The organism is Burkholderia aenigmatica (genome assembly GCF_048627025.1).
GTDB classification, from domain to species: Bacteria; Pseudomonadota; Gammaproteobacteria; order Burkholderiales; family Burkholderiaceae; genus Burkholderia; species Burkholderia aenigmatica.
The window spans coordinates 3,346,801-3,362,116 of sequence record NZ_CP184468.1 but is presented as its reverse complement, the minus strand read 5'-3'; the positions used below and the strand labels follow the sequence as shown (position 1 = coordinate 3,362,116).

Annotated in this window: 13 protein-coding genes; 5 read left to right on the top strand and 8 right to left on the bottom strand. The window is 67.9% G+C overall.

The window, feature by feature from the left end:
- Positions 1-18: 18 nt before the first annotated feature.
- The 3 genes from ACN8ZM_RS15735 to argS form a co-directional block, all read right to left on the bottom strand.
- The gene (locus ACN8ZM_RS15735) at positions 19-657 is read right to left on the bottom strand and encodes a thiol:disulfide interchange protein DsbA/DsbL (RefSeq protein WP_011353364.1); all 639 of its coding nucleotides are present in this window, start codon (positions 655-657) and stop codon (positions 19-21) included.
- A 69-nt stretch (positions 658-726) separates the two neighbouring features.
- A complete protein-coding gene (locus ACN8ZM_RS15730; protein ID WP_043187103.1) occupies positions 727-1,662 on the bottom strand; it encodes an SPOR domain-containing protein in 936 nt (311 codons plus the stop codon).
- Positions 1,663-1,754: 92 nt separating this feature from the next.
- Positions 1,755-3,536 (bottom strand): arginine--tRNA ligase, encoded by a 1,782-nt coding sequence (gene argS, locus ACN8ZM_RS15725; RefSeq protein WP_420210269.1) that lies wholly within the window; start codon positions 3,534-3,536, stop codon positions 1,755-1,757.
- 200 nt (positions 3,537-3,736) lie between these two features.
- Between argS and ACN8ZM_RS15720 the strand changes: the two genes are divergently transcribed.
- Positions 3,737-4,060, top strand: a complete 324-nt coding sequence (locus tag ACN8ZM_RS15720) for a DUF1840 domain-containing protein (RefSeq protein ID WP_043187107.1) — start codon at positions 3,737-3,739, stop codon at positions 4,058-4,060.
- A 92-nt stretch (positions 4,061-4,152) separates the two neighbouring features.
- Here ACN8ZM_RS15720 and metH read toward each other — a convergent pair whose 3' ends face one another.
- The 5 genes from metH to ACN8ZM_RS15695 all read right to left on the bottom strand — a co-directional run bounded on the left by metH (position 4,153) and on the right by ACN8ZM_RS15695 (position 10,969).
- Positions 4,153-6,870 (bottom strand): methionine synthase, encoded by a 2,718-nt coding sequence (metH, locus tag ACN8ZM_RS15715; protein WP_420210268.1) that lies wholly within the window; start codon positions 6,868-6,870, stop codon positions 4,153-4,155.
- A gap of 41 nt (positions 6,871-6,911) precedes the next feature.
- Positions 6,912-7,979, bottom strand: a complete 1,068-nt coding sequence (locus ACN8ZM_RS15710; RefSeq protein WP_043187112.1) for a homocysteine S-methyltransferase family protein — start codon at positions 7,977-7,979, stop codon at positions 6,912-6,914.
- 201 nt (positions 7,980-8,180) lie between these two features.
- On the bottom strand, positions 8,181-8,438 hold the full coding sequence (locus ACN8ZM_RS15705) for a DUF3567 domain-containing protein (RefSeq protein ID WP_006477667.1): 258 nt from the start codon (positions 8,436-8,438) through the stop codon (positions 8,181-8,183).
- A gap of 254 nt (positions 8,439-8,692) precedes the next feature.
- Positions 8,693-9,988: a DUF3108 domain-containing protein gene (locus ACN8ZM_RS15700; RefSeq protein ID WP_420210267.1), complete on the bottom strand. Its 1,296-nt coding sequence runs from the start codon at positions 9,986-9,988 to the stop codon at positions 8,693-8,695.
- A gap of 114 nt (positions 9,989-10,102) precedes the next feature.
- On the bottom strand, positions 10,103-10,969 hold the full coding sequence (locus tag ACN8ZM_RS15695) for an IclR family transcriptional regulator (RefSeq protein ID WP_420210266.1): 867 nt from the start codon (positions 10,967-10,969) through the stop codon (positions 10,103-10,105).
- A 168-nt stretch (positions 10,970-11,137) separates the two neighbouring features.
- On the opposite strand from ACN8ZM_RS15695, the gene ACN8ZM_RS15690 reads away from it, so the two are divergent.
- The 4 genes from ACN8ZM_RS15690 to ACN8ZM_RS15675 all read left to right on the top strand — a co-directional run bounded on the left by ACN8ZM_RS15690 (position 11,138) and on the right by ACN8ZM_RS15675 (position 15,205).
- Positions 11,138-12,130 carry a fumarylacetoacetate hydrolase family protein gene (locus ACN8ZM_RS15690; protein ID WP_043187117.1) on the top strand — a complete coding sequence of 331 codons (993 nt, stop codon included), beginning with the start codon at positions 11,138-11,140 and terminating at the stop codon, positions 12,128-12,130.
- Positions 12,131-12,267: 137 nt separating this feature from the next.
- Complete coding sequence (locus ACN8ZM_RS15685) at positions 12,268-13,095, top strand: enoyl-CoA hydratase/isomerase family protein (RefSeq protein ID WP_420210265.1); 828 nt, start codon at positions 12,268-12,270, stop codon at positions 13,093-13,095.
- A gap of 88 nt (positions 13,096-13,183) precedes the next feature.
- The gene (locus tag ACN8ZM_RS15680; RefSeq protein WP_420210264.1) at positions 13,184-13,954 is read left to right on the top strand and encodes a PhaM family polyhydroxyalkanoate granule multifunctional regulatory protein; all 771 of its coding nucleotides are present in this window, start codon (positions 13,184-13,186) and stop codon (positions 13,952-13,954) included.
- Positions 13,955-13,978: 24 nt separating this feature from the next.
- Positions 13,979-15,205: a patatin-like phospholipase family protein gene (locus tag ACN8ZM_RS15675; protein ID WP_089451348.1), complete on the top strand. Its 1,227-nt coding sequence runs from the start codon at positions 13,979-13,981 to the stop codon at positions 15,203-15,205.
- The last annotated feature ends 111 nt before the right edge of the window (positions 15,206-15,316 follow it).

Sequence of the window (15,316 nt, the reverse complement as noted above, 5' to 3'; positions counted from 1 at the left end):
CCGGCGCGCGGGCGGGGATCAGAGCTTCTTGTCCTGAACCTGCTTCACGAGGAAGTCCAGCACCTGGGCGGTGCCCGGGATGCTGTTCGCGTAAGCGGGGCCCGTCTTGTACTTGCCCTGGACGACGACCGTCGGCACGCCGTCGATCGCGTAGTCCTTCAGCAGCTTGGCCGACTGGTTGACTTCGCCCTGCACGCTGAACGAGTTGTACGCGTCCATGAACTGCTTCTTGTCGACGCCCTGCGTGGCCAGGAAGTCGGCCTGCGCCTGCGGCGTCAGCAGGTAGTTCTTCTGCTTGTGGATCGCGTTGAAGATCGCCGGCGTGACCTTCTCGGAGATGCCGAGCGCGGACACCGCGTAGAACAGCTTCGAGTGCGGGACGAAATCGTCACGGAATGCGACCGGGACGCGCTTGAAGTCGATGTTGTTGCCTTGCTTCTTCACCCAGGCCTCGATCGTCGGCTCGAATTCGTAGCAGTGCGGGCAGCCGTACCAGAAGAACTCGATCACCTCGACCTTGCCGGCCGGCGCGGACACCGGCTGCGGCGACTTCATCACCTCGAAGTCCTTGCCGGCGACCGGCGCGGCAGGCGAAGCCTGCGCGAGACCGGCGGCCAGGCCCAGGGACAGAAGGAGCGTGCTAAGCAGTTTTTTCATGTTGTGAACGTCGAATCAGTTGCTCGGGTTACGGAACGTAACGGGTTCTGAGTGGGCTCGGCCGGTTGCTTACTGCTTCGTGAAACGGATCACCGCCGTGTCGACACCTGCATCGGACAGGCGCTGGCGGGCCGAGTTCATCTCCTCGAACTTCGAGAACGGGCCGACGCGTACGCGGAAATAGGTCACGCCGCTGACATCCCGCTTCGACACCTTCGACTCGAAGCCCTGGAAACCGAGGCGCGCGCGCTGCTGCTCGGCGTCGCCTTCCGTCTTGTACGCGCCCACCTGCAGGAAGTAGCCGGTATTCGCGTCGTTCGCGGTCGGCGGCTTCGCTGCCGCGGCGGCCGTGGCCGACGAGGTCGGCTTCGGCGTGTTCGCGGCCAGTTGCTGCTGTTGCTGCTTTTGCGCGGCGGCTTGCTGGGCCTGCTTCTGCGCGGCGAAGCGCGCGAGGTCGTCCTCGCCGCCGGACTGCTGCTGCGGGCGCTGTTGTTGCTGCTGTTGCTGTTGTTGCTGCGCTTGCTGCGTCTTCTTCGGCGGCGGCGTGGTGTCGGCCGGCTTCGGCGCGACGGCGACGCCGTTGCCCGACGACGGATTGTTCGACGCGGTCGTGCCGTTCGAGCTGCCGGTATTGTTCGAGCCGCTCGACCCGTTGGCCGACGGCGGCACTTCGACGATCTGCGGTTCGGGCAGCAGGCCGCCCTGGGTCTGGTTCGCGGCCTGGCCAGGCGCGGTGTTCGGCGGCGCGGGCTGCGCGGCCTGCGGCACCGGCTGGCCGGGCGTCTTGCCCTGCAGCGCGCGGTTCGGATCGAACTGCTGCGGCTGGCTCGCGCCGTTGTCGGCCGGCGGCGGCGCGACCTTCGACACGAACGGCGACGGGGAGCGCGTGATGTAGAGCGCCACCACCACGGCGATCGCGAGGCCGACGATCAGGCCCAGCACGATTCCAAGAAATGTCCCTCCGGCTTGTTTCGATTGCTTCGAAGTTCGGCGTGGTTGTGCCATTGCTTGAGTCACCTGCAAAAAGAATCGTGAAAAGGCCGCGGCGGGCGCTCCCGCTGCGGCCATTCGCTGCCCGATTCGGGCCGCTTGCTGCGTTACATCTTGGCGGGCGCGGACACGCCGAGCACCGCCAGACCGTTCTCGAGCACCTGCCGGGTCGCGGCGAGGAGCGCGGCGCGCGCATTACGCGGTGCTTCGTCGTCGACCAGCACGCGCTCCGCATTGTAGAACGAGTGGAATTCGCCAGCGAGGTCGCGCAGGTAGAACGCGACCGCGTGCGGCGCCAGCTCGTTGGCCGCGTGCGTGAGCATGTCCGGGTACTCGGCCAGCTTCTGCATCAGCGACGCCGCTTGCGCGCTCGTCAGCTGCGCCAGGTCGGCGCCCGGCAGCTGCGCGACGTCGACGTTGTAGCGCGACTTCAGCTCGTTGAGCACCGAGCAGATCCGCGCATGCGCGTACTGGACGTAATAGACCGGGTTTTCGTCGTTCTGTTTCAGCGCGAGGTCGATGTCGAACACGAACTCGGTATCGGCCTTGCGCGAGATCAGGAAGAACCGCACCGCGTCACGGCCGCGCGTGATGGTCGCTTCGTCGATCAGGTCGGGCGCCGCTTCCTGGCCCGCCGCCGCGCCGCCCGACCATTCGATCAGGTCGCGCACCGTCACGTAGCTGCCCGCGCGCTTCGAAATCTTCACTTCCTGGCCGTCGCGCATCACGGTGACCATCTTGTGCAGCACGTAGTCGGGATAGCCCTTCGGGATCCCGATGTGCAGCCCCTGCAGGCCCGCGCGCACGCGCGCGATCGTGCCGTGGTGGTCCGAACCCTGGATGTTGATCACCTTGGTGAAGCCGCGCTCCCACTTCGTCACGTGGTACGCGACGTCCGGCACGAAGTACGTGTACGTGCCGTCCGACTTGCGCATCACGCGATCCTTGTCGTCGCCTTCGTCGGTCGTGCGCAGCCACAGCGCGCCGTCCTGCTCGTAGGTCATGCCGGCCTTGATCAGCGCGTCGACCGTCTTCTCGACGCGGCCTTCGCTGTACAGCGACGACTCGAGGTAGTACTGGTCGAACTTCACGCCGAACGCCTGCAGGTCCATGTCCTGCTCGCGACGCAGGTACGTGACCGCGAACTTGCGGATCGCGTCGAGATCCTCGACGTCGCCCGTGCCCTTGACCGGCTCGCCGTCCGACGCCGCGACCGTTTCGCCGTTCAGGAAGTCGCGTGCGATGTCGGCGATGTATTCGCCGTTGTACGCGGCTTCCGGCCAGCCCGCGTCGCCCGGCTTCAGGCCGCGTGCGCGCGCCTGCGTCGAGATCGCGAGGTTGCCGATCTGCACGCCCGCGTCGTTGTAGTAGAACTCGCGGTGCACCGCGTAGCCCTGGCTCGCGATCACGTTCGCGAGCACGTCGCCGAGCGCGGCCTGGCGGCCGTGGCCGACGTGCAGCGGGCCGGTCGGGTTGGCCGACACGAATTCGAGCAACACTTGCTTGCCTTTCTCGCGATCCGACGTGCCGAACGCGCGGCCCTGGTCGAACACGGCGGCGATCACCGCCTGCTTCGCGGCGGCCGACAGGCGCAGGTTGATGAAGCCGGGGCCGGCGATCTCGGCGGCTTCGACGAGGCCTTGCGCGCCCGGCTGGGCGGTGAGGGCGGCGACGATCTGCTCGGCGAGCTGGCGCGGGTTCGTGCCGAGCGGCTTCGCGAGCTGCATCGCGACGTTGCACGCGACGTCGCCGTGCGCGGCGACCTTCGGGCGCTCCAGCGTGATGACGGGGGCGACGAATGCCGCGTCGGCGCCTTTCAGCGCGTGTGCGACCTGCTTGACGCTATCCGCGAGCAGGGCTTCGAGGGTCTGTTTGTGTGCTGGCAGCATGCTGGTAGAAGGCTTCGTTGGTGGCGGCCGGAAACGCCGGCCCGCCGGCACGCTTTTTAAGCGCGCGTTTCAGGGATCGCAGAATTTTAACAGGTGCTAATATGCCGCTCAGGCGGCCCGTGTCCGCGAGGCCGGACGCCGGTCTGCCGGCGTTCCCCAACCGCGCTGCGCAGGCACAACAAGATGAAAAGGGAATTGTCATGATTACGTTCAAGAGCAAGGCGGCACAGGATCTCGACGTGCTGAAGGATTTCGCCGTGTATGTGCTGGGTCTCGTCGGCAAGCAGCTGGGCGAGCGCGGTGTGATTACGCACGACGAGCTGGACCACGCGATCGCCAAGCTGGAAGGCGCGGTCGCGCAGGCGAAGCAGGAACGCGCCGAGCATGCCGGCCATTTCCACGAGGACGAAGCCGACCACTCGCACCACGAAGTGCCGCCGAGCCTGGCACAGCGCGTCGCGCCGTTCCTCACGATGCTGCGCGAAGCGAAGGCCGGCCAGGCCGACGTGCACTGGGGTTTCTGAGCTTCCTTGCCCGGCAGTACGAAAGGTTAGTAAGACAAGAAAAAGCCCGCTTCCGAGCGGGCTTTTTATTTTGTCTGATGAAAGCGGCGTGATCAGAGCTGCGGCGCGAGCGCGCGGCGCGCGTCGTCGAGCGACAGCGCCATGCGCTGCGCGTAGTCCTCGAGCTGATCCTGCCCGATTTTGCCGACCGAGAAGTAGGTACTGTCCGGATGCGCGAGATAGAAGCCCGACACGCTCGCCGCCGGCAGCATCGCCAGCGAGTCGGTCACGCTCATGCCGATCTCGTCCGCGCGCAGCACGTCGAACATGTCGCGCTTCACGAGGTGGTCGGGGCAGGCCGGGTAGCCGGGTGCCGGGCGGATGCCCGCGTACTTTTCCGCGATCAGCGCTTCGTTGTCGAGCGTTTCACCGCTCGCGTAGCCCCACAGCTCGCGCCGCACGCGAGCGTGCATCGCTTCCGCGAAAGCTTCCGCGAAGCGGTCGGCGAGCGCCTTCAGCATGATCGCGCTGTAGTCGTCGTGGTCGGCTTCGAACTGCTTTTCCTTCACGTCGACGCCGAGGCCGGCCGTCACCGCGAACATCCCGATGTAGTCGGCGACACCGGATTCCTTCGGCGCGATGAAGTCGGCGAGCGAGCGGTTCGGCCGCATCACGCCGTCGACCACCGGGCGCACGCTCTGCTGGCGCAGGTTGCGCCACGTGAGCAGCACTTCCGAGCGCGATTCGTCGCTGTAGATCTCGATGTCGTCGTCGTTGACGGTATTCGCCGGCAGCAGCGAGAGCACGCCGCTCGCGGTCAGCCAGCGGCCCTGGATCAGGCGCGCGAGCATCGATTTCGCGTCGGAGAACACGCGCCGCGCCGATTCGCCGACGATCTCGTCGTTCAGGATCGCCGGGTACGGGCCCGCGAGGTCCCAGGTCTGGAAGAACGGGCCCCAGTCGATGTACTGCGCGAGCTCGTTCAGGTCGTAGTTCTTGAACACGCGGCGGCCGATGAACTTCGGCTTCACCGGCTGGTAGCCCGCCCAGTCGACCTTGGTCTTGTTCGCGCGCGCTTCGGCGAGCGTGACCATCGGCTGCACCTTGCGGTTCGCGTGCTGGTCGCGGATGCGTTCGTAGTCGGACTTCAGCTCGTCGAGGTACTTCGTCGCGCCTTCGTCGGACAGCAGGCTGGACGCGACCGACACCGAGCGCGACGCGTCCGGCACGTAGACCACCGGGCCTTCGTAGTGCGGCGCGATCTTCACGGCCGTGTGCACGCGCGACGTCGTGGCGCCGCCGATCAAGAGCGGGATCTTCTTCACGCGGAAGTAGTCGTCGCGCTGCATTTCCGACGCGACGTAAGCCATTTCCTCGAGGCTCGGCGTGATGAGGCCCGACAGCCCGATGATGTCCGCGCCCTCGACTTTCGCCTTCGCGAGGATCTCGTTGCACGGGACCATCACGCCCATGTTGACGACTTCGAAGTTGTTGCACTGGAGCACGACCGACACGATGTTCTTGCCGATGTCGTGCACGTCGCCCTTCACGGTCGCGATGACGATCTTGCCCTTCGCGCGCACGTCGCCGCCCGCTTCCGCGAGCAGACGCTTTTCTTCCTCGATGAACGGGATCAGGTGCGCGACCGCCTGCTTCATCACGCGCGCCGACTTCACCACCTGCGGCAGGAACATCTTGCCCTGGCCGAACAGGTCGCCGACGATGTTCATCCCGTCCATCAGCGGCCCTTCGATCACGTTGATCGGTCGGCCACCGGCCGCGGCGATCTTCGCGCGCACTTCTTCGGTATCTTCGACGATGAAGTTCGTGATGCCGTGCACCAGCGCATGCGAGAGCCGCTTCTCGACCGGCTGGTTGCGCCACTCGAGGTTCTCTTCCTTTTTCGTACCCCCTGCCTTGAACTTGTCGGCGATCTCGAGCAGGCGGTCGGTCGAATCGTCGCGGCGGTTCAGGATCACGTCCTCGACGCGCTCGCGCAGCTCCGGATCGAGGTCGGCATACACGCCGAGCTGGCCCGCGTTGACGATGCCCATGTCCATCCCCGCCTGGATCGCGTGGTACAGGAACACGGTGTGGATCGCCTCGCGCACCGGGTCGTTGCCGCGGAACGAGAACGACACGTTCGACACGCCGCCGCTGATCTTCGCGTGCGGCAGGTTCTGCTTGATCCAGCGGGTCGCCTCGATGAAGTCGACCGCGTAGTTGTTGTGCTCCTCGATGCCGGTCGCGACCGCGAAGATGTTCGGGTCGAAGATGATGTCTTCCGGCGGGAAGCCGACTTCGTTCACGAGGAAGTTGTACGAGCGCGTGCAGATCTCGATCTTGCGCTCGTAGGTGTCGGCCTGGCCGGTCTCGTCGAACGCCATCACGACGGCCGCCGCGCCGTAGCGACGGATCAGGTGCGCGTGGTGGCGGAACGCGTCCTCGCCTTCCTTCAGCGAGATCGAGTTGACGATCGCCTTGCCCTGCACGCACTTCAGGCCCGCCTCGATCACCTCCCACTTCGACGAGTCGATCATGATCGGCACGCGCGCGATGTCCGGCTCGGATGCGATGAGATTCAGGAAGCGCACCATCGCCGCCTTCGAATCGAGCATCGCCTCGTCCATGTTGATGTCGATCACCTGCGCGCCGTTCTCGACCTGCTGGCGCGCGACGGCGAGCGCCTCGTCGAACTGGCCGTTGAGGATCATGCGCGCGAACGCCTTCGAGCCGGTGACGTTGGTGCGTTCGCCGACGTTGATGAAGAGCGTCCCGGGCGTGACGTTGAACGGCTCGAGGCCGGCAAGGCGCATCATGTGATCGGTCATGGCGGTGCGAATTCTGGTGATGAAGGGCGTGGGCGGTCGGGTCAGGCGTTGTCGCTGTACTGGTTCGGCCAGCGGCGCGGCTTCACGTCGGCGAGCGCCTTCGCGATCTCGGCGATGTGTTCGGGCGTCGTGCCGCAGCAGCCGCCCGCGAGGTTCACGAGCCCGGCTTGCGCGAATTCCTTCAGCAGGCCCGACGTGACGTCCGGCGTTTCGTCGAAGCCCGTCTCGGCCATCGGGTTCGGCAGGCCCGCGTTCGGGTAGCACGACACGTAGGTGTCGCACAGCTTCGCGAGCTCGGCGATGTACGGGCGCATCAGCGCCGCGCCGAGCGCGCAGTTCAGGCCGAACGTGAGCGGCTTCGCGTGGCGCAGCGAATTCCAGAACGCCTCGACCGTCTGGCCCGACAGGATCCGGCCGGACGCATCGGTGACGGTGCCCGAGATCATGATCGGCAGGCGCTCGCCGGTGTCCTCGAACAGCTCGTCGAGCGCGAACAGCGCAGCCTTCGCATTCAGTGTGTCGAAGATGGTCTCGACGAGGAACAGGTCGACGCCGCCATCGAGCAGCGCCTTCGCCTGCTGGTAGTACGACGTGCGCAGCTCGTCGAACGTGACGTTGCGTGCGCCCGGATCGTTGACGTCCGGCGAGATGCTCGCTGTCTTCGGCGTCGGCCCGATCGCGCCCGCGACGAAGCGCGGCTTGTCCGGCGTCGCGTATTTCTCGGCGGCTTCGCGTGCGAGCTTTGCCGATTCGATGTTCATCTCGACGACGAGATCTTCCATCTCGTAGTCGGACTGCGCGACGGTCGTCGCGCCGAACGTGTTGGTCTCGACGATGTCGGCGCCGGCCGCGAAGTACTGGTCGTGGATCTCGCGGATGATCTGCGGCTGCGTGATCGACAGCAGTTCGTTGTTGCCCTTGATGTCGCGCGCGAAATCCTTGAAGCGCTCGCCGCGATACGCGGCTTCGTCGAGCTTGTAGCGCTGGATCATCGTGCCCATCGCGCCGTCGAGGATCAGGATGCGCGATTTCAGCAGCGCGGGCAGAGCGGCGCCGCGCGTGTAGGGCGCGTCGAGCGGGACGGAAGCGGCGAGAGGAGTCGCAGACATGGGCGAAGGACCGGCGAAGACGGGAAAACCGTCATTGTAGCCGGTGCGCCTGGGGCCCGCCCGGCCTGGCGCCGCGCCGGTGGGCCGCCAAATGAAAACCCCCGCACGGCGAACCGGGCGGGGGCATGATCGGAGTGCTCGCGGCGCCGCGTCGTTGCGCGGCGAATGACCCGGCCGCGCGAGGCGCCGGGCCGCGGGTCGTCAGTGCAGCACGACGGGCATCATCATCAGGCTGTCGAATTGTCCGAGGAATTCGTCGACTTCATCGAGCGACGGTTCATCCTCGATCAACTGCTTCACGTGCGCGCGGAATCGTTCGGCAAGTTCGCCGTCGATGAAGATTTCGCGCTGCGCGTTCTTGTCGACGATTTCATATCCGCCGGCATTCATCAGGTGGTGGCCGGCCTGCGGCGCGAATTCGACGACGCAGTAGTTGGGGCTGTTGTAGATCATTTGCATGGCGGCACTCCTCTTCGCAGTGGCATCTGGCCTTGTTGTCCCCTAGGTGGGGCGAGCCTTGCCGGTTTCAAGGGGCTTGCGCTGCACACCCCGTTCCCGTCTGCATGGGGTGTATCGGTTAGAAGCCGATGTCTATGAAACGTTTCCTATTGTCGGCCGGTGGACTGAAATAGTTGTTAAAGAGTGTCATCGGCGATTTCAAGGAAATCTGTAATCGGTCGAAATTGCCGAATCGCGCGCGTTCGCGCGTGAGTTCACGGTGTGACAGGTGTTGTGACAGGCGATGACGCGGGCGGTGCAGCCGGTTGTGCCGGCGGTTGCACGGTGGCCGGCGGCGCGGGTTGTGCCGGTGCCGCGGCCGGTGCGGCCGATGCATCGGGCGTCGGTGCACCGCCGGGCGCATGCGTGGCGCCGTCTGCGGATGCCGCGTCGGACGGCGCGCCCGGCGCCGCGAGCCGGCCATGCCACAACAGCTCGATCTGCGCGCCGTTCGGTTCGGTCTGCACGAGCCGCGCGGGCAGCCAGCCGAGCGACGGCGCGAGCCACATGTCGATCCGGCGCGTGTCGCCGTCGCGTCGAGGCAGGCGCATGAAGTGCCGCGCGTTGATGATGCCGGTCTGCGTCTGCACCTGCTCGTCGCCGATCACGGTGATCGGCCAGGTCTCGCCGCTGTTGTTGTCGATCACGAAGAACTGCTGCGTGACGCCCGGCTTGTATGCGGCGGGATTGCCGCGCACGAGCCCCGACAGTTGCATCAGCATGCTGAAGCGGTCCTGCACGCCGTCGGGCAGCGGCGCGTTGTTCGGCGTGCGCGTGAACACGACCTGCCGGATCTCGCGGTTGAAGATCGCGATGTCTTCCGGCCGCTTGCCGCGCTTCTCGACGTAGCGGTCGGGCGCGACGCCGAACGCGTCGATGCGGCCTTCGCTGCGATAGGTGAACGGGCCGACGAACGGCACGGGCATCGACACCGACAGGTCGTAGGTACGCCCGTCGGTGCGCCAGCGGATCGTGCCGATCATGTTCTGCATGCCGTTGTAGAACGTGTCGTACTGCAGGTCGCCGGAGGGCGGTGCGGTGAACTTCACGCCTTGTGTCGCGGGGCCCGGCGTCGTGGCGCTGGCGGCGCCGGCGGCCGACGCGGCATGCGCGCCCGATGCGCCCGGCACGCCCGGCACGCCACTCGCCGCGGACGCGGCGGCCGGCGGCTCGCCGTGCTCGGCCGTTTGCGTCGACGTGAGGACCGGCTCGGGCGCCGGCGCGGGTTTCGGTGCGGCGGCCTTCGGGGCAGCCGGTGCGGGCGCGGCCGGCTGCTCGACCGGCTTCGGCGCAGGCGGTGCGGGCTGGCGCTCGATCGGTTGCGGTTTCAGCAGCTCGATCTGCACGGGGACCTCGGCGGGCTCGGGCGGTGTGAACGCGTCGCGGTTGCGCATCAGCCAGAACGCGGCGAGCGTGTGCAGCACCAGCACGACGACGAGCGCAATGCCCACCCGCAGCCAGTGGCGGGGCAAGGCGTGACTCGGACGGAGGTCGGCAGGCTGCATGGGCATCGGAACAGGATCGGGGCGCTCGCGTGACGTCGGGCGCGCGGCGCGCGCCACAGGAATCGGACTGTCGAATGCGTCGCGCGTTCGCGCTGCGTGACGGGGCGGGTGCCGCGTGCGTCAGGCGTCGCGCGCGTCGGGACTATAGCCGAGTTCGTAAGACAGTTTCTGCGCGCAGGCGCGCAGCGCCGTGTCGATCTCGCCGCCCCACGCAATGTCGAACGAGCCTTCCTGGCCGAGCGCGACGATCGCGAGCGCGAGTTCGCCGACCGCATCGAACACGGGCATGCAGAACGCGTGGATCGTCGGCAGCAGCATCCCCTCGACGCGCGCGGCTTCGTGCCGGCGCACGTCGGCGAGCACCGCATCGACCTCGTCGAGCGTGCGCGGGCCGCCGTGGTGCGGCGAGCGGCGCGTATCGGCGAGTTCGCGCTCGAGCATCGCGGCGGTCTTGCTGCGCGGCAGGTACGCGGCGAACAGCAGCCCCGTCGCGGAGCCGAGCAGCGGCATCACGTCGCCGAGCTTCAGCGATGCCTTCGCCGGGTGGCTCGATTCCATCCAGTGCACGATCGTCGGCCCCTGGTTGCCCCATACGGCGATACCGACCGTCTGGTCGAGGCGGTCGCGGAATTCGGTCAGCGCGATCCGCGCGAGCTTCACGCCGTCGACGCGCGCGAGCCGCGCGAGCCCCATCTGCAGCGCGAAGCCGCCGAGCTCGTAGCGGCCCGAGACGGGATCCTGCGACACCACGCCGAGCCGCGAGAAGCTGACGAGGTAGCGGTGCGCCTTCGCAGGACTCATGCCCGCGCGCTGCGCGAGGTCGCGCAGCATCATCGCGCGCGGCTCGCTCGTCAGCACGTCGAGCAGGCGGAAGCCGACCTCGATCGACTGGATGCCGGAACGGACCTTCTCGCCGTGCTCGACGGAAGCGGCGTCGTCGGTGTCGGAGTCGGCAAGATCGTCGTCGGGAAGCGGGCTGGCAGGCATGGGCGTCAGGTGCGCGAAAAGGCGGCAGGAATCGAGCTGAAAAACCGGGCTGAAAAACCGGACCGAAAAATCGGGGCGAAAGCGGGCGCGAAATCGTGGCGCGCCGCAGGGATTCACCATCGTAAAATAGATTCCCTCCATCGTCACTACAACGGCAGAGTCCCCCTTATGAAACTTGCTTCGCTGAAGGACGGCACGCGCGACGGCCAACTGATCGTCGTGTCGCGCGACCTGCACACCGCGGCAATCGCCGACGCGATCGCGCCGACGCTGCAGCGCGTCCTCGACGACTGGGCGTTCTACGCGCCGCAGCTGCGCGACCTGTACGACGCGCTGAACCACGGCCGCGCGCGCAATGCCTTCGCGTTCGATCCGGCCAACTGCATGGCGCCGCTGCCGCGCGCGTTCCAGTGGGCCGACGGCTCCGCGTACGTGAACCACGTCGAGCTCGTGCGCCGCGCGCGCGGCGCGGAGATGCCGCCCGAATTCTGGACCGACCCGCTGATGTACCAGGGCGGCAGCGACGATTTCCTTGGGGCCCGCGACGACGTCGTGTGCCCGTCCGAGGAATGGGGCATCGATTTCGAGGCGGAAGTCGCGGTGATCACCGGTGACGTGCGGATGAGCGCGACGCCCGACGAAGCGCTGAAGGCCGTGCGGCTCGTGACGCTGGTGAACGACGTGTCGCTGCGCAACCTGATTCCGGCCGAGCTCGCGAAGGGCTTCGGCTTCTTCCAGAGCAAGCCTGCCACCGCGTTCGCGCCGGTCGCCGTGACGCCCGACGAGCTCGGCGACGAATGGCGTGAAGGCCGCGTGCACCGGCCGATGATCGTCCACTGGAACGGCAAGAAGGTCGGCCAGCCCGATGCGGGCACCGACATGGTGTTCCACTTCGGCCAGCTGGTCGCGCACGCGGCGAAGACGCGCAACCTGCGCGCCGGCTCGATCGTCGGTTCGGGCACGGTGTCGAACAAGGACGCGAAGCGCGGCTATTGCTGCATCGCCGAGAAGCGCTGCCTCGAGACGATCGAGCACGGCGCGCCGCAGACCGGGTTCATGCGCTACGGCGATACCGTGCGCATCGAGATGTTCGACACGGCCGGCAAGTCGATCTTCGGCGCGATCGAGCAGTCGGTCGCGCCGCCCGACGGCGCGGCGTAAGCCACGCAGCGCACGCAGCGCTCCGCGCCCGCGAAACCCGGCTTCGGCCCGCGCGCCGGGTTTCGCCTGATGTTTGCCCGCGCGGGCTTGGCTACACTCGATTCAGGGGTTCGAGAACCTCGAGCAAGGAGCAGCGCATGGCCAATCTCGCCGCATACGGCGGTTACGAAGCACTGAAGGTGACGCGCCGCGACCATGGCGTGCTCGACATCGTGATGAGCGGCGAGGGCGCGAACCGCAGCGGCCTCGCGACCGCGAACGCACGCATGCATCGCGAGCTCGCCGACATCTGGCGCGACGTCGACCGCGATCCCGACACGCGCGTCGCGGTGATCCGCGGCGAAGGCAAGGGCTTCTCGGCGGGCGGCGATCTCGCGCTCGTCGAGGACATGGCGAACGACTTCGACGTGCGCGCCCGCGTGTGGCGCGAGGCGCGCGACCTCGTCTACAACGTGATCAACTGCAGCAAGCCGATCGTGTCGGCGATGCACGGGCCGGCCGTCGGCGCGGGGCTCGTCGCCGGGCTGCTCGCCGACATCTCGATCGCCGCGAAGGATGCGCGCATCATCGACGGCCACACGCGGCTCGGCGTCGCGGCCGGCGACCACGCGGCGATCGTGTGGCCGCTGCTGTGCGGGATGGCGAAGGCGAAGTACTACCTGCTGCTGTGCGAGCCGGTGAGCGGCGAGGAGGCCGAGCGGATCGGGCTGGTCTCGCTCGCGGTCGAGCCGGCCGACCTGCTGCCGAAGGCCTACGAAGTGGCCGAGCGGCTCGCGCACGGTTCGCAGTCGGCGATCCGCTGGACCAAGTACGCATTGAACAACTGGCTGCGCACGGCCGGGCCGACCTTCGATACGTCGCTTGCGCTCGAATTCATGGGTTTTTCCGGGCCCGACGTGCAGGAAGGGATCCGCTCGCTGCGCGAGCGGCGCCCGCCCGAGTTTCCCAGCGACGCGCCGTTCTGACACGCGCTGGCGCTATGATCGATCCAGGCGCGGCTCGCGCGACGCATGGCGGCCGCCTCGCTCTCACCCAGTCAACCAGGATGCCCGTATGACGACCGATGCCTCCGGCTCCAACCCTTTCGCCGGCTTTGCCGGCTTCAAGCCCGCCGACATGATGGACCGCATGTGGGACATGATGCGGATGTCGCCATTCGGCGGGATGACGTCGTTTCCGGGCGCCACGCAAGGGCTGCCGCCGTCGCTGTCGAGCATGTCCGACATGATGGCGCCGCTCACGAGCGTCGAGGAGCTCGACAAGCGGATCACCGATCTGCGCGCCGTCGAGCAGTGGCTGAAGCTCAATCTCGGGATGCTGCAGTCCGCGATCCAGGCGCTCGAGGTGCAGCGCGCGACGCTCGCGACGCTGCGTGCGTTCGGCGCGTTCGCGCAAAGCTCGATGTCGGCGGCCGAGGAAGCGGCCGTCGCGGCCGCGCATGCGGCGAAACACGCGTCGCCGGCGTCGGATGCCGACGCTGCGGCGTCCGCCGCGGATGCATCGGCCGGCGACGCCGCGCAGCAGGCCTTCGATCCTTCCGGCTGGTGGAACCTGCTGCAGTCGCAGTTCAACCAGCTCGCGAGCCTCGCGATGGCGCAGCCGGGCATGCAGTCCGCCGCGCCGGGCGATGCGCCGCAGGCCGCGGCCGCACAGCCGGGGCAAGCTGCGCCGCAGGAGCCGGCCGCGAAGCCGGCGCCGGCTGCCGCCGCGCCGCGCAAGCCCGCCGCGAAGCGCGCGAAGCCGGCCGGAGCGACCGGTTCGGCCGCGGCGCGCGCGGCAGCCGCTTCGTCGCCCGAAACCCGTCCGCCGAAGCGCTCGACGTGACGCGGCGCAGGTAGCAGGTCGATCATGCGGCTCGCGCTCGTTCTGATGGGAGGCGGCGCACGTGCCGCCTATCAGGTCGGCGTGCTGAAGGCGCTGGCCGAGATCGCGCGCGAGGCCGATCCGCAGCGGCACACGCTGCCGTTCGCGGTCGTGTGCGGCTCGTCGGCCGGCGCGATCAACGCGACGTCGATCGCGAGCCACGCGGACGACTTTTCCCACGGCGTGCGGCGCCTGCTCGAATTCTGGGAGCCGTTGCGCGCCGACTACGTGTATCGCACCGACTGGCTCGGCATCGCAGCCGCCGGCGCGCGCTGGCTCGCGGCGATGACCTTCGGCTGGGCGGCCCGCCGTTCGCCGCGCGGGTTGCTCGACAACGCGCCGCTCGCGCACCTGCTGCAGCGCGAGCTGAGTTTCCACCGGATCGAGCAGATGCTCGAGGCGCGCCTGCTGCACGCGCTCGCGGTGACGGCGCTCAGCTATTCGAGCGGGCGGCACCTCACGTTCTACCAGGCGGCCGAGCCGATCCAGGCGTGGCGGCGCGCGCAGCGCACCGCGCGGCTCGTCGACCTGTCGGCGTCGCACCTGCTCGCGTCGTCGGCGATTCCGTTCGTGTTCCCGGCCGTGCCGCTGGTGCTCGACGGGCAGATTGAATACTTCGGCGACGGATCGATCCGGCAGATTGCACCGCTGTCGCCGGCGATCCACTTCGGCGCGGACCGGATCGTCGTGGTCGGCGCGGCCGACCCGCGGCCCGAGATTCCGGCCGCGAACGGCGCCGGGCTGGTACGCGGCTACCCGACGCTCGCGCAGATCGGCCAGCAGGTACTCGCGAGCGTGTTCCTCGACTCGATCGGCTCGGACATCGAGCGCATCGAGCACATCAACCGGATGATCGAGCACCTGCCGCACCAGGTCGAGGTGGACAGCGGCTGGCGGCACGTCGACGTGCTCGCGATCGCGCCGTCCGAGCGGATCGAGCTGATCGCGGCGAAGCACCTGAAGCAGATGCCGGCGACGATGCGCGGGCTGCTCGGCGCGATCGGCGGCAGCCAGCCGGCCGGCGCGTCGTTCGCGAGCTACCTGCTGTTCGAGGAGGCATTCACGCGCGAACTGATCGAGCTCGGCTACCGCGACGGGCGCGCGCAGCGCGACACGCTGGCCGGCTGGATTGCACTGGCGGATGGCGGCAGCGCGCCGGCCGCCGGCATGCCGCCGGAAGACGGCCTCGCGACCGGCGAAATGCGGGCCTGATGCGGACAGGACAATGTAAGGTTGCGTTTTCGCGACGGTCGGCCGCGACAGATCGCCGCACCGCGATTGGCGGCGCACGACCGGGCAGGCGTCTCGGAACCGTCATGCACG

Coding starts and splice junctions, on each gene's coding strand:
- ACN8ZM_RS15735 (WP_011353364.1), bottom strand. CDS start 657: ATGAAAAAACTGCTTAGCACGCTCCTTCTGTCCCTGGGCCTGGCCGCC.
- ACN8ZM_RS15730 (WP_043187103.1), bottom strand. CDS start 1,662: ATGGCACAACCACGCCGAACTTCGAAGCAATCGAAACAAGCCGGAGGG.
- argS (WP_420210269.1), bottom strand. CDS start 3,536: ATGCTGCCAGCACACAAACAGACCCTCGAAGCCCTGCTCGCGGATAGC.
- ACN8ZM_RS15720 (WP_043187107.1), top strand. CDS start 3,737: ATGATTACGTTCAAGAGCAAGGCGGCACAGGATCTCGACGTGCTGAAG.
- metH (WP_420210268.1), bottom strand. CDS start 6,870: ATGACCGATCACATGATGCGCCTTGCCGGCCTCGAGCCGTTCAACGTC.
- ACN8ZM_RS15710 (WP_043187112.1), bottom strand. CDS start 7,979: ATGTCTGCGACTCCTCTCGCCGCTTCCGTCCCGCTCGACGCGCCCTAC.
- ACN8ZM_RS15705 (WP_006477667.1), bottom strand. CDS start 8,438: ATGCAAATGATCTACAACAGCCCCAACTACTGCGTCGTCGAATTCGCG.
- ACN8ZM_RS15700 (WP_420210267.1), bottom strand. CDS start 9,988: ATGCCCATGCAGCCTGCCGACCTCCGTCCGAGTCACGCCTTGCCCCGC.
- ACN8ZM_RS15695 (WP_420210266.1), bottom strand. CDS start 10,969: ATGCCTGCCAGCCCGCTTCCCGACGACGATCTTGCCGACTCCGACACC.
- ACN8ZM_RS15690 (WP_043187117.1), top strand. CDS start 11,138: ATGAAACTTGCTTCGCTGAAGGACGGCACGCGCGACGGCCAACTGATC.
- ACN8ZM_RS15685 (WP_420210265.1), top strand. CDS start 12,268: ATGGCCAATCTCGCCGCATACGGCGGTTACGAAGCACTGAAGGTGACG.
- ACN8ZM_RS15680 (WP_420210264.1), top strand. CDS start 13,184: ATGACGACCGATGCCTCCGGCTCCAACCCTTTCGCCGGCTTTGCCGGC.
- ACN8ZM_RS15675 (WP_089451348.1), top strand. CDS start 13,979: ATGCGGCTCGCGCTCGTTCTGATGGGAGGCGGCGCACGTGCCGCCTAT.